Genomic DNA, 13,195 nt, shown 5'->3' with positions numbered 1-13,195 from the left:
GCTTCTGCCCGCTTCAGTCCACCCGGATGTTGCGGGCCTTCACCACCTTGCTGTAGATTTCCGCGTCGCGCCGCACCATGGCGCTCATCTCGCCGCGCGTGACACCCAGCGGTTCGCTGTTGAGGTCCTTGATGCGCTTGGCCAGGTCCGGGTCCTTGCTGGCTTCGACGAACACGGCGTTGAAACGGTTGAGCACCGCGGCAGGCGTCGCAGCGGGCGCCCAGATGCCGTGCCACGACATCATCGAAAAGCCCGGCATCACTTCTGACAGCGTGGGCACGTCGGGCAAGGCCGGGTGGCGCGTCGGGCCCGAATAGGCCAATGCCTGCACACGGCCGCTGCTGATGAGCGGATACCCCGTGGCAATGGGTTCCATCAGCGTGTCGACCTGCCCGCCGACCAGGTCTGCGATGGGGCTGGCGCGATACGGCACGTGCAGCATGTTGATGCCCACCTCGTCCTTCAGCGACTCGACGATCAGCTGCGAGGGGCTCCCCGCGCCGTAGGAGGCATGCGAGTAGGTGCCCGGCTTCTCCTTGGCCGCGGCCACCAGCTCCTTGATGGTCTTGGCCGGGAACTTGGCGTTGGCGATCAGCACCAGGCCTTGGCGCATCGTCGTCGCGACGGGCACCAGGTCCTTGTCGGGATCGAACGGGAGCTTGCTGTAGATGTACGGGTTGATCGTGAACGCCGTCGAGAGGTTGTAGAGAAAGGTGTAGCCGTCCGCCGGCGCCTTGGCCACCGTGTCCGACGCAAGGTTGCCGGCCGTGCCCGGCTTGTTGTCGATGAGCACGGGCACGCCGAGCTTGCGGCTTGCGTAGTCGCCGTACATGCGCGCAAAGATGTCGGGCGGCGTGCCGGGGGCAAAGCCCACCACGATCTTGATCGGCTTGCTCGGCCATTCCGGTGTTTGGGCGCCTGCCAGGCCCGAGGCCACGCTGCCGGCAATGCCCAGCACCAGGCCGAGCATCTTCTTGAGGGTTGTCGAACGCATTCTTTGTCTCCTTGGGCCACTGCGTGCCCGTGTTTTGGTCATTCCGCTTCTTGTCGCGCCCGGTGCGGCCGGGCGTCCGCTCTTGTTGTCTTTTTCTTCAGTCGACCTGCGCGCCCGAACGGCGCACGGCCTCGCCCCATTTCGCGATCTCTGCCGTGCCGAAGGCCGCCATTTCCGCGGCGGTCATGGCCATCGGCTCGATACCTTGGGCGGCCAGCTTGTCGCGCACCGCGGGTTGGGCAAGCACCGCTTGCGTTGCCTCGCGCAGCCGGTCGCGCTGCGCAGCGGGCATGTCGGCCGGCGCATACAACATGAACCAGGCCACCAGGTCGAAGTCGGCTATGCCCTGCTCGGCCAGCGTGGGCACATCGGGCGCGGCCATGCTCCGGCGTGCGCTCGAGGCGCCGAGCGCGCGCAGCTTGCCGGCGCGCACCTGCGGCAGCACCGCGGCCGGGTGATAGAACATGAACTGCACGTTGCCCGCCATCACCTCCGTGAGCGCCTGGGCGCCGTCGCGATACGGCACGTGCACGAAGTCCTTGCCCAGCCGCAGGTTGAGCAGTTCGCCCGCAAGGTGGCCCGAGGTGCCGTTGCCAGCCGACGCAAAGCTCACCGACTTGCCGCTGGCCTGGCGCATGTCCGCCACCGTCTTCCACGGCGCCGCGGCCGGCACCACCAGCAGCGTGGGCGTGGCGCCGACGAAACCCAGCGGCACGAAGTCGCGCTGCGGCTGGTAGGAGAGCCGCTTGTAGAGCGAGGCGTTGATGGCGTGCGTGCCCACGGTGCCCAGCAGCACGGTGTGCCCTTCAGCACCCGAACGGGCCACCAGCTCGCTGCCGATGGCGCCGCCCGCGCCGGGCCGGTTGTCGACGATGACCACCTGCGAGAGCTGGCGCCCCAGTGCTTCGGCCAGCACGCGCCCCACGATGTCGGTCGAGGTGCCGGCGGCGAAGGGCACGACCAGTTTGATGGGGCGTGCATCGCCGCCCTGCGCCCATGCGCCTGCTTGCGAAAGCAGCGTGGCGGCAAGCGTTGCCGCGGCCAGGACTGCGCGGCGCTTCATGCCGGTTTTCCGAAGCCCGCAGGCACGGTGCCGTTGTACTGAAGCTCGCGCGTGGCCTGGTAAGACAGCGCAAAGCCGCTGGGCGTTTCAGCCTCTTCCGCCAGGTGCGCGATGAGCCCCGCCGTGCGCGCAAGAATCGGCACGCCGCGCAGCGACGCCACCGGAAAGCCCACCCCCAGCAGCACCGCTGGAATGGCCGCGGACACGTTCATGCGCAGGTCCTTGCCGACGATGCCCGGGATCACTTCTTCAAGCGCTTGCGCAATGCGCACGTAGCGCAGGTCGGCACCCGCCTGCGTGGCCACTTCGATCAGCCGGTCGACGCGCGGATCGCGCTCCTTGTGCAGCGGATGGCCATAGCCCGGAATGGCCGCACGCGCAGCCTTCAGTTCGGTGATGGCCGCCGTGGCTGCATCGGGCAGCGCGGCACCCGCATCGACGCGCGCCGCCACGTCCATGAACAGGCGGCCCGCCGTTTCGGATGCGCCGAGGATGACCGAGCCGCAGCCCAGGATGCCCGCCGCCACCGCGCCCTGCAGCGCATCGGGCGCTGCCGCAAAGGTCATGCGGCTGGCCTGCACGCTCGGCACCAGGCCGTGCTCCGCGATGGCGACCAGCGTGGCATTGAGCACGGCACTGCACGCCGCATCGGGGCGCCGCCCGGTGAGCAGCAAGAAGAAGTAGTCGGCAAAGGACAGGTGCCCGATCAGCTCCTGGCACAGGTCCTGCCCGCGCACGACGATGGTGTGTTCGTCCGAGGTGCAGATGGCGGTGCTCGGGACGGTGGACTTTCCGATCTTCATGGGTAGCGTCTTTCAGGCGTGTTGGGGTTCGAGGCGAAAGTCGTAGTGCGCCGACCAGTACGGCGTTTCCAGCGTCTTGCCGTCGGGCGCGCGGCCCGCGGGGTGCGATTCGAAGTCGACGATCAGGCTCGGCCGCACGCCGAACACCGCATCGGATTCGATGTACGGGCTGCCCGCCACGAACAGGTGCGTGGTCACCGGCACATGGCCCGGCGCAGAAACCATCATGTGGATGTGCCCGGGGCGGTTCGGGTGGCGGCCCATCGCATCCAGCATGCGGCCCACGGGCCCGTCGACCGGAATCGGATAGAAGGTCGGGCGGATCGACCAGAACCAGTAGCGGCCTTCGCTGTCGGTGCGGATGCGACCGCGCGCGGCCATTTCGGCGCCTTCGATCTGCATGTCATACACGCCTTCTCCGTCGCCGGACCAGATGTCGAGCAGCGCACCCTGCAGCGGCTGGCCGTGGGTGTCGGTCACGCGGCCGCTGTAGAAGGTCGGCTCGCCGCGGGCGCCCTGTGCCACGTCGGCGCCCAGCGGGAGATCGGGTGCGCCTTCCCAGTAGAAGGGGCCCTGCACCGTGGCGTGCGTGGCCTCGCTCAGCTCTGTGGCTTCAGTGGCTTCAGTGGCTTCGGTGGCTTCGGTGGCACCGCTGCCCCCGCGGCTGCGCTTGCCGGCGGCGGCGCGCAGCTGGTCGAGCATGACCACCATCATCGAAGCGCCCAGCGTGTCCGACAGCAGGATGAACTCCTGCCGCTTGTCGGTGCAGGTCTGGCCCACCGCCGTCAGAAACTCGATGCCCTTCATCCACTCATCGGGCTTCAGGTCCACCTCGCGTATGAAGGCATGCAGATGGGTGATGAGCGACTGCATGATCTCTGCAAAGCGCGCATCGCCGGCGCCTTCGAGCCGCTGCAGCACGGCCTTCGTCAGCTCGCTTTCGTTCGATGGGGTCATGTTCTTTTGTCTCCTGGCTCTGTTTTGATTCAAGGGCTGTGTCGAGAGAGATTCAGCTTGCGCCCGGCGGCTGCCCCAGGCGCTTGCGGATCGGATCGACGATGGATGCGTTGTCGGCGCCGAGCGTGGGCGGCGCCGTCACTTCCAGCGGGCGCTCGCCGTCGAAGCTCACGGGCGAGCGGATGGTGCGCCATTCGCCGCCCTCCGGGTGCGGCGCGCTCACCTCCAATTGCAGATGCCGCGCCTGCGGGTCTTCCATCGCCTCGCGTGTGTCGTACATGGGCGCGTGCGGCACGTCTTCCGCCTCGAGCCGGGCGCACCAGGTGGCGCGCGGCTGTTGGCGGAACAGCTCGCCGAGCAGCGTGATCAGGTCTTCCTGATGGGCGATGCGCGCCTCGCGCGAGGCGAAGCGCGGGTCGGCAAAAAGCTGTGGCCGCTCGATGGCATTGGCCAAGCCCTGCCAGAACTTTTCGGGCGACGACATGTGCAGCGCAATCCAGAGGCCGTCCGCGCACTCCAGCACGTAGGACTGCGACACGCTCGGCCGGCTGAACGGACCCATGACCTCGCTCTCTGAAAAGTAGTGCGTGAATGCGTCGAGGTTGAAGTGGCACATGGCCTCCAGCATCGACACTTCCACCGCGCGCCCACGGCCGGTGCGGCCGCGCTCGACCAACGCACCGAGCACGCCGTAGGCGGCGTAGAAGCCGGTCATGGCGTCGGCGAGCGCGGGGCCCACCACGCGTGGGTTGGCCGGGTTCACCAGCAGCTTGAGAAAGGCGCTCGCGGCCTGCGCCACCGTGTCATAGGCGGGCCTGCCGGCGGCGGGGCCCGTCTGCCCGAAGCCGCTGATGGCGCAATACACCAGCCGCGGATTGAGCTCGCGCAGGCGGGCTTCGCCCGCACCCAGCCGCTCGGCCGCGCCGGGACGGAAATTCTGGATGTAGACGTCCGCATCCTTGACGAGCTCGTCGAACACGGCCGCGTCTTGGGGCAGCTTGGGGTTGAGCGTGATGCTGCGCTTGTTGCGGTTGTAGGTCTGGAAGTGGGGGCTGTAGAGCCCGCCGCGAAAGGCGCGGAACGGGTCGCCTGCGCCGGGCTGCTCGATCTTCACCACGTCGGCGCCCAGGTCCGCGAGAAACATGCCCGCGGCCGGCCCGGTAATGAACGTGCCTTGTTCCAGCACCTTGATGCCGCTGAGGACTTTTTGCACCGAGGCGTCTCCTGATAGTTGTAAGGACTGGAAGAAACTGTAGGCGGCAGCGGCCGTTCCTGAAAATGATTGTTTTTCATCGTTAGCATCGATGCCATCGATCATCGGCACCCAAAAAAAGCATCGCTATGGAACTCCGGCACCTGCGCTACTTCATCGCTCTTTCAGGCTCGCTCAACTTCACCCGTGCGGCCGAGCGCCTGCATGTGACGCAGTCGACGCTGTCGCACCAGATCAAGCAACTCGAAGAAGAAATCGGCCAGCCGCTGTTCGACCGCATCGGCAAGCGCGTGAGCCTGACCGAGGCGGGCGACGAGTTTCTGCACTACTGCACCAAGGCCCTGCACGAGATCGACCTGGGCCTGGGTGCACTGCGCCAGAGCAGCTCCGACATAGCGGGCGAGCTGCGCGTGGGCTCCACGCACACCTTCAACCTGGGTTTCATTCCCGACTGCATTGCGAGCTTTCACGGAAAGCACCCGCAGGTGAAGGTGGTGGTGGAAGAACTCTCGGCCGACCAGATTGCCGCGCGGCTGCAGCAGGGCACGCTCGACCTGGGCATTGCCTACCGACCGAATGCGCCCGGCCCGCTGCAGTTCGAACCGCTCTACAACGAAGAGATGGTGCTGGTGGTGGCGAAGAAGCACCCCCTTGCGCGGCGCAAGCGCGTGCGCATGGTGGAGCTGCATCGCCTGCCCATGGTGCTGCTGCCGGGCAGCTTTGCCACCCGCCAGATGCTGGACGAATGCTTTCGCTCCTGCGGTGCGCAGCCGCACGTGGTGGCGGAGATCAACACGCTGGCGCCCATGATGGACCTGGTCGCCAAGACGCAGCTGGCTTCCATCATGGCCGCCAACGTCGTTACTGCTCAGTCGGGCCTTGTGGTCGTGCGGCTCGAAAGCCCCACCCCGGTGCGCACGCCCGGCATGCTGTGGTCGCCCGTGGCGCGCGACGCGGCGGCCACGCGTGCGTTCTCGACCATCGTGCGCAAGCTGGCGCTGCGAAGCAGCCTGCAGGGTACCCACTAGCGGCGGCCGAGCTAGTGTCCGGGGCATTCTTCTTGCATGATCGAAAGAACCCCAAACACTGAGCGCACCGCGACATGAGCCCGGTATTCCTATTGCTTGTCCATACGGATCCACAGCAGGTCAAACGGCTGCTGCGGCGGCTCGCGTCCGTGGGCCGCTGCTTTGTTCATGTCGATGCAAAGTCCGATCTTTCGGATTTCCGCATCGAAGACCCGCGCGTGAGCTACGTGCACGACCGCGTCGACGTGCGCTGGGGCGCCGTCTCGCAGGTCGATGCCACCTTGAGGCTCATGCGGGCTGCTCTCGCAGGGTGCGAGGCATCGCAGGTAAGCCATTTCGTGCTGCTCTCTGGCAACTGCTACCCGGTGCGGCCGCTGGAAGAGTTTGGTGCCTACTCGCGCTCGCATGCGGGCATGAACTTCATCAAGATGATTCCCCTGGCAAGCACGCGCAAGCTGCATGAGCGCATACGCCATTTCTGGTTCTACCAAGACCTGCCAGTCGATGGACGCAAGTTCACGCTGGTGCGGCTGGCGCGCGGCCTGCTGCAATTGGCCGGCAAACTCGGCCGCCGTTCGCTTTCGCTTTTTCCGCAATGGCACTTCGGATCGCAGTGGTGGGCACTCAACCCCGAAGCGGTGGGGTACCTCGTATCGCATCCGCTCGAAGAGCCCGTGAAGCGCTTTCTGCGGTTCTCCAAGGCGCCCGACGAAATCTACTTTCATACCCTGCTTGCACATTCTCCGCTGCGGCACAGCGTGAAGCGCGTCAGTGGGTCGGGTGTGTGGGACGCAGCCAACCTGCACCTGATCGATCCCTCGCTGTCGCGCTGGTTTCACGCGGCCGACTACGAGGAGATCGTCGCGTCGGGCAGTTGGTTCGTGCGCAAGGTGGGAAGCGAGGCCTCGGGCGACCTGTGCGACATGCTGGACGACATCGACGACGACCTGGTCGCGGAGCAAAACAGGAAGACGGCGTAGCCTTGGCTCAGCCGGGGACCGGATGCGCTCGCTGCACGAAATCGGCGATCTGCTCCGCACAGTACTCGGCGTGGGTTTCGAGCAGCATGTGCGGGCCGTCCAGAACATGCGCTTCCATGCGCGGCAGGTCTTGCAGCCAGGAGAGAATCTCGGCGCAATCGAAGTAGCTGTCATGCCGTCCCCAGAGCATGAGCGCCGGCGGCTGGTGGTCGCGCAGGTACCGCGCGATGTCGTCGAAGCGGGCCACGTAGTTCCCATAGTCCTTCACCAGGGCGCGTTGCAGTTCCAGATGGCCGGGCCGGCTCATCGTGCGCCAGTCTTCGATCCAGTTGTCAGCGGAGATGCGCGAGGCAATGTCGTCCGGCACACCGCCGACATACTCGGCGCGCACGCCTTCGAAGGTGAGATGCGCCGTGGCGGCTTGCTCGTTTTCTTTCGTGGGCGCGTTCCAATAGTCGATCGTGCCGCGCCATTGCGGCCCCATGCCCGTGCGATGCGCGTTGGCGTTCTGGACGATCAGGCCCAGCACGCGGCGGGGGTCGCGCATTGCCAACTCCAAGGCCACAGGCGCGCCGAAGTCGTGCAGATACAGATAGGCATTCGCAATGCCAAGCTCTTCCAGCAGCGCTTCGATCAGGTCGGCGAAGCGGGCAAAGGTCGCATCCGGAACGAGATTTGACTCGCCCGAACCCGGAAGATCCGGCGCAATCACGAAGCATGTTTCAGACAAGCGCGGGATGATGTTCCTGAAGGTACGCGACGAGCTCGGGAACCCATGCAGGAGCAAGACAGCCGGGTGGTTCCGGTTTCCGCCCACCACGGCGGAAATCCTGCAGCCTGCAATATCGAAGCTTTCGCGGCGTGCTGGATCGGCTTTCATTTCGTGGTTCTCCTTTCATCGGTTGAATCAAAGGGTACGCTCCGATGCGGCAAGCCGGGCAACTGCCCGTTCTGAAGGGGCGCCCAACCGATCGTTTGCGCATTCCGCTCAATTTCTTGCCTGATCCTCTGGGGCCGTCGCTATTTTGCGGATGAAGATGGGCCCGCGCATTAGAGTGCTTCGCGGAGGCTCCAGCAACATGGCACCCACACCCCACGACACGGCCGCCCAGCCCGTTCCGCCGCACGAGGCCATGGCCCGCATCATCGGTGCGCGAACAACCGGGTCGGGCGACTTCGAAACGCCCATTGCCGGCCTCGGCTTCTTTCGGCGCGAAGCCCCGGCGTCGCCTGTCGTGTGCATGGTCGAACCGAGCATCGTGCTTGTCGCGCAGGGCGCAAAGCAGATGTGGGTGGGCGGCGACGCCTATCCGTACGACACGTCGCGTTTTCTCGTCACCTCGCTCGATGTGCCCGCCAATTCCGAAGTGCTGGCGGCAAGCCCTGAGCGGCCCTGCCTCGGCCTGGTGCTGAAGCTGGACGTGCGGGTGCTGACCGAGCTGGTCGCGCAGGGCGGCCTGCCGCCGCATCGCGATCGCTCGCCCGGCGTGGGTGTGGGAATCGGCGCGGCAACACCCGCGCTGCTGGCGCCGTTCGGGCGGCTGCTGGAGCTGCTCGACGAGCCTGCGGCCATTCCTGTTCTCGCGCCCCTGATCCATCGCGAGATTCACTACCGGCTGCTGATGAGCGACCAGGCGCCCAAGCTGCGGCAGATTGCCTCCGTGGACGGACAGGGATACCGGATTGCAAGAGCCATCGATTGGCTCAAGCTGAACTACGCCTCGCCGTTGCGCGTCGATGAACTCGCAGCGCGCGTGCAGATGAGCGCGCCCACGTTTCATCACCACTTTCGCCAGCTCACCGCCATGAGCCCGCTGCAGTACCAGAAGTGGCTGCGGCTGAACGAAGCGAAGCGGTTGATGCTGAGCGAGCACTCCGACGCGGCGAGCGCCGCCTTCAAGGTCGGCTATGAAAGCCCCTCGCAGTTCAGCCGCGAATACAGCCGCCTGTTCGGAGCACCGCCCAAGCGAGACATCGAGGTGCTGCGAGACGGCGCGCGCGGCGCCAACGTGCAAACGCATGCAAAAGATTTCGTTCGACGCCGCCCTGCCCTGAACGATTGAGCTTTTGCGCCGGCGGCGCTTGCGCGCACAGAGGATCAGGCAAGAAAAGAAGCGGAATGCTCTATCGATTCCGCGTGTGGCGCCAGAAAAATGGTGATCTGGCCTGGTCTTGCGGGCTGAGGACTTTTTGCTGTCGGGGAACTCATCCGGCAACAAAGAGCCGGTCTCCTATTGCCATCGCTGATGGCTCGCGATATCAGCGGTGATTGCCCACGAACCCACGAACCTCGAACAACAGGAGCTGATATGGACAGTCCCACGACCCACCTGATCTCCCGACGCGACGCGCTCATTGTCGGCGCCGCAACCGCCGCCACTGCCGCGGCGGTGTCGTCTTCCGCCCCTGCTGCCGCTGCGCCTGCCGCCTCCTCGGCAAATGCGGTGCCCCGCGCGAAGCTGTCGCTGACCGTCAACGGCAAAGCGCACTCGCTCGACCTCGATACGCGCACCACCCTGCTCGACGCGTTGCGTGAGCACCTGCACCTGACCGGCACCAAGAAGGGCTGCGACCACGGCCAGTGCGGCGCCTGCACGGTCATTGCCGACGGAAGGCGGATCAACTCCTGCCTGACGCTCGCCGTCATGCACGACGGCGGGCAGGTCACCACCATCGAAGGGTTGGGCACACCGCAGAACATGCATCCGCTGCAGGCGGCATTCGTCAAGCACGACGGCTACCAATGCGGCTACTGCACGCCGGGCCAGATCTGCTCGGCGGTCGGCGTGATCGACGAGGTGAAGCGCGGCGTGCCGAGCCACGTGAGCGCCGACCTCACTGCGCGCCCGATGCTCTCGGCCGATGAGCTGCGCGAGCGCATGAGCGGCAACATCTGCCGCTGCGGTGCGTACTCCAACATCGTCGAGGCCATCACCGAAGTGGCGGGGAGCAGAGCATGAAGCCGTTCACCTACGAGAAGGCGCAGTCTCCGGCACAGGCCGCCTCGGCCATCGCGCGCAACCCGGGTGCCAAGTTCATCGCGGGCGGCACCAACCTGCTGGACCTTATGAAGCTGCAGATCGAAGCGCCGCCGCACCTGGTCGACGTGAACGGCCTTGCACTGGACAAGATCGAACCCACGGCCGACGGCGGCTTGCGTGTGGGCGCACTGGTGCGCAACACCGACCTGGCGGCCGACGAGCGCGTGCGCCGCGACTACGGCGTGCTGTCGCGTGCGCTGCTGGCCGGTGCCTCCGGCCAGTTGCGCAACAAGGCAACGACGGCGGGCAACCTGCTGCAGCGCACGCGCTGCCCGTACTTCTACGACACCGACCAGCCGTGCAACAAGCGCCAGCCCGGGAGCGGTTGCAGCGCCATCGGCGGCGTTACCCGCCAGCATGCGGTGGTCGGCACCAGCAAGGCCTGCATTGCGACGCACCCCAGCGACATGGCGGTGGCCATGCGCGTGCTCGACGCGACCGTGGAAACGGTGCGCCCCGATGGCCGCACCCGCGTGATTCCGATTGCCGACTTTCACCGCCTGCCCGGCGACACGCCGCACATCGAAACGGCGCTGGAGCAGGACGAGCTGATCACCAGCGTCACGCTGCCCAAGCCGATTGGCGGCACGCAGGTGTACCGCAAGGTACGTGATCGGGCCTCCTATGCCTTTGCGCTCGTGTCCGTTGCGGCCATCGTTCAGCGCGACGGCTCCGGCCGCGTGGCCCTGGGCGGCGTGGCGCACAAGCCGTGGCGCCTGGAGTCCGCGGAGGCCGCAATGCCGCAGGGCGCCAAGGCCGTGACCGCACAGCTGCTGGCCGGCGCGCAGCCGACCCACGAGAACGCATTCAAGTTGCCATTGGCCGAGCGCGCGCTGGCCGCGGCGCTGGTGCAAGCGAGGAGCTGACCATCATGAAATTCGACACACCCGCCACCACCAACCCGATTGACCAGCTCAAGATCATCGGCAAGCCGACCGACCGGATCGACGGCCCGGTCAAGACCACGGGCTCCGCACGCTATACCTATGAACGCAACTCCGAAGTGCCCAATGCCGCCTATGGCTACGTGGTTGGCGCCGGCATCGCAAAAGGCCGCATCGCCTCGATGGACCTGAACGCCGCACGCGCGGCCCCGGGCGTGCTGGCGATCGTCACGGCGCGCAACGCAGGCAAGCTCGGCAAGGGCGACTTCAATACGGCCAAGCTCCTGGGCGGGCCCGAGATCGATCACTACCACCAGGCGGTCGCGGTGGTCGTGGCCAACACCTTCGAGCAGGCGCGTGCCGCGGCGCAGCTGGTGCGGATCGAGTACACGCGAACACAGGGACGCTTCGACCTGTCGGCCGAGATGGGTGCGGCGCAGCTGCCCGAACCCAATCCGTTTTCGGGCCAGCCGGAAACCAGGACCGGGGACTTTCCGGGTGCGTTTGCCGCAGCCCCGGTGCAGCTCGATGCCACCTACACCACGCCCGACGAGTCGCACGCCATGATGGAGCCGCACGCTTCCATCGCGCAGTGGAAGGGTGACAAGCTCACCATCTGGACATCGAACCAGATGATCGCCTGGGGCGTCGGCGATGTCGCCAAGACGCTCGGCATTCCGAAAGCGAATGTGCGCCTGGTGTCGCCCTTCATCGGCGGCGGCTTCGGCGGCAAGCTGTTCGTGCGCTCGGATGCATTGCTTGCCGCATTGGGTGCGCGGGCGGCAAAGCGCCCCGTGAAGGTGGCCCTGCAGCGGCCGCTGATGATGAACAACACCACGCATCGGCCGGCGACCATCCAGCGCATCCGCATCGGCGCCGCAAGGGACGGCAAGATCACGGCCATTGCGCACGAAGGCTGGTCCGGCGACCTGCCGGGCGGCCAGGCCGAGACTGCCGTCAACCAGACACGCCTGCTCTATGCGGGTGCCAACCGCCTGACGACCACGCGGCTTGCCGTGCTCGACCTGCCCGAGGGCAACGCCATGCGTGCGCCCGGCGAAGCGCCGGGCATGATGGCGCTGGAGATTGCCATGGACGAAATGGCCGAGAAGCTCGGGCTCGATCCGATCGAGTTTCGCGTGCTCAACGACACCCAGGTCGACCCTGAAAAACCGGAGCGCCCCTACTCGCAGCGCAAGCTGATCGAGTGCATGCGCACAGGCGCCGAGCGCTTCGGCTGGAGCAAGCGCAACGCGTCGCCAGGCCGGCAGCGTGACGGGCGCTGGCTCGTGGGAATGGGCGTTGCCGCGGCATTCCGCAACAACCTGCTGACCAAGTCAGCCGCACGTGTGCGTCTGGACAACCGCGGCATGGTCACGGTCGAAACCGACATGACCGACATCGGCACGGGCACTTACACCATCATTGCGCAGACCGCCGCGGAAACCATGGGCGTGCCGCTCGACAAGGTCCAAGTGCGACTGGGAGACTCGGCCTACCCCGTTTCGGCCGGCTCCGGCGGGCAGTGGGGTGCCAATAATTCGACTTCCGGTGTCTATGCGGCCTGCATGAAGCTGCGCGAAGCCATCGCAAGCAAGCTGGGCTTTGCTGCTGCGGCGGGCGTGGAATTTTCGGACGGCATGGTGCGGTCCGGCGAGCGCGTGGTGCCCATCGCAGACGCGGCAGGCACAAACGGCTTGGTGGCCGAGGACGGCATCGAGTACGGAGACCTCGACAAGAAGTACCAGCAGTCCACCTTCGGCGCGCATTTCGTGGAGGTGGGCGTCGACGCCGTCACGGGCGAGATACGCGTCCGGCGCATGCTCGCTGTGTGTGCGGCCGGCCGCATTCTCAACCCCAAGTCGGCGCGCAGCCAGGTGATCGGCGCCATGACGATGGGCGTTGGCGGCGCATTGATGGAAGAGCTGGCGCTAGACAAGCGGCACGGCTTCTTCGTCAACCACGACCTGGCGGGCTACGAGGTGCCGGTGCACGCCGACATTCCGCACCAGGAAGTGATCTTTCTCGATGAGACGGACCCGATCTCGTCGCCGATGAAGGCCAAGGGCGTAGGCGAGCTCGGCATGTGCGGCGTTGCGGCCGCGGTGGCCAACGCCGTCTACAACGCCACGGGTGCCCGGGTGCGCAACTACCCGATCACGCTCGACAAATTGCTGGACCGCCTGCCGCCAGTGGCCTGAGCCGGGCTCCGGCACTTGCGATCTACCGGGG

Annotated in this window: 12 protein-coding genes; 6 read left to right on the top strand and 6 right to left on the bottom strand. The window is 66.4% G+C overall.

Annotated elements, in window-relative coordinates; translation table 11 throughout:
• Positions 1–13 precede the first annotated feature (13 nt).
• The 5 genes from V9L21_RS20160 to V9L21_RS20140 form a co-directional block, all read right to left on the bottom strand.
• On the bottom strand, positions 14–994 hold the full coding sequence (locus V9L21_RS20160; protein ID WP_337298271.1) for a Bug family tripartite tricarboxylate transporter substrate binding protein: 981 nt from the start codon (positions 992–994) through the stop codon (positions 14–16).
• Positions 995–1,091: 97 nt separating this feature from the next.
• A complete protein-coding gene (locus V9L21_RS20155) occupies positions 1,092–2,057 on the bottom strand; it encodes a Bug family tripartite tricarboxylate transporter substrate binding protein (RefSeq protein ID WP_337314700.1) in 966 nt (321 codons plus the stop codon).
• On the bottom strand, positions 2,054–2,860 hold the full coding sequence (locus V9L21_RS20150) for a citryl-CoA lyase (protein WP_258504237.1): 807 nt from the start codon (positions 2,858–2,860) through the stop codon (positions 2,054–2,056). The genes V9L21_RS20155 and V9L21_RS20150 overlap by 4 nt, the downstream gene beginning before the upstream one ends.
• Before the next feature lie 12 nt (positions 2,861–2,872).
• Complete coding sequence (locus V9L21_RS20145) at positions 2,873–3,817, bottom strand: dioxygenase family protein (protein ID WP_337314699.1); 945 nt, start codon at positions 3,815–3,817, stop codon at positions 2,873–2,875.
• Positions 3,818–3,869: 52 nt separating this feature from the next.
• Complete coding sequence (locus tag V9L21_RS20140; protein ID WP_337314698.1) at positions 3,870–5,030, bottom strand: CaiB/BaiF CoA transferase family protein; 1,161 nt, start codon at positions 5,028–5,030, stop codon at positions 3,870–3,872.
• Between the two features lie 128 nt (positions 5,031–5,158).
• On the opposite strand from V9L21_RS20140, the gene V9L21_RS20135 reads away from it, so the two are divergent.
• Both V9L21_RS20135 and V9L21_RS20130 read left to right on the top strand, forming a co-directional pair.
• The gene (locus V9L21_RS20135) at positions 5,159–6,058 is read left to right on the top strand and encodes a LysR substrate-binding domain-containing protein (protein ID WP_337314697.1); all 900 of its coding nucleotides are present in this window, start codon (positions 5,159–5,161) and stop codon (positions 6,056–6,058) included.
• 74 nt (positions 6,059–6,132) lie between these two features.
• Complete coding sequence (locus V9L21_RS20130) at positions 6,133–7,038, top strand: beta-1,6-N-acetylglucosaminyltransferase (RefSeq protein WP_337314696.1); 906 nt, start codon at positions 6,133–6,135, stop codon at positions 7,036–7,038.
• Positions 7,039–7,045: 7 nt separating this feature from the next.
• Here the strand turns inward: V9L21_RS20130 and V9L21_RS20125 are convergent, their stop codons facing one another.
• Positions 7,046–7,918, bottom strand: coding sequence for an alpha/beta fold hydrolase (locus V9L21_RS20125; RefSeq protein ID WP_337314695.1), 873 nt, complete (start codon positions 7,916–7,918; stop codon positions 7,046–7,048).
• A 199-nt stretch (positions 7,919–8,117) separates the two neighbouring features.
• On the opposite strand from V9L21_RS20125, the gene V9L21_RS20120 reads away from it, so the two are divergent.
• The 4 genes from V9L21_RS20120 to paoC all read left to right on the top strand — a co-directional run bounded on the left by V9L21_RS20120 (position 8,118) and on the right by paoC (position 13,164).
• Positions 8,118–9,101, top strand: coding sequence for an AraC family transcriptional regulator (locus V9L21_RS20120; protein WP_337314694.1), 984 nt, complete (start codon positions 8,118–8,120; stop codon positions 9,099–9,101).
• Between the two features lie 246 nt (positions 9,102–9,347).
• Entirely contained in the window at positions 9,348–9,998 is a 651-nt protein-coding gene (gene paoA / locus V9L21_RS20115) for an aldehyde dehydrogenase iron-sulfur subunit PaoA (RefSeq protein ID WP_337314693.1), read from the top strand.
• The gene (locus V9L21_RS20110) at positions 9,995–10,945 is read left to right on the top strand and encodes an FAD binding domain-containing protein (RefSeq protein ID WP_337314692.1); all 951 of its coding nucleotides are present in this window, start codon (positions 9,995–9,997) and stop codon (positions 10,943–10,945) included. The genes paoA and V9L21_RS20110 overlap by 4 nt, the downstream gene beginning before the upstream one ends.
• A gap of 5 nt (positions 10,946–10,950) precedes the next feature.
• Positions 10,951–13,164: an aldehyde oxidoreductase molybdenum-binding subunit PaoC gene (paoC, locus tag V9L21_RS20105; protein WP_337314691.1), complete on the top strand. Its 2,214-nt coding sequence runs from the start codon at positions 10,951–10,953 to the stop codon at positions 13,162–13,164.
• Positions 13,165–13,195 lie beyond the last annotated feature (31 nt).

It is taken from the genome of Variovorax sp. CCNWLW235, from assembly GCF_037204085.1.
Classification (GTDB): domain Bacteria; phylum Pseudomonadota; class Gammaproteobacteria; order Burkholderiales; family Burkholderiaceae_C; genus Variovorax.
The sequence above is the reverse complement of the archived record's forward strand: the minus strand, read 5'-3'. Positions and strand labels throughout refer to the sequence as shown.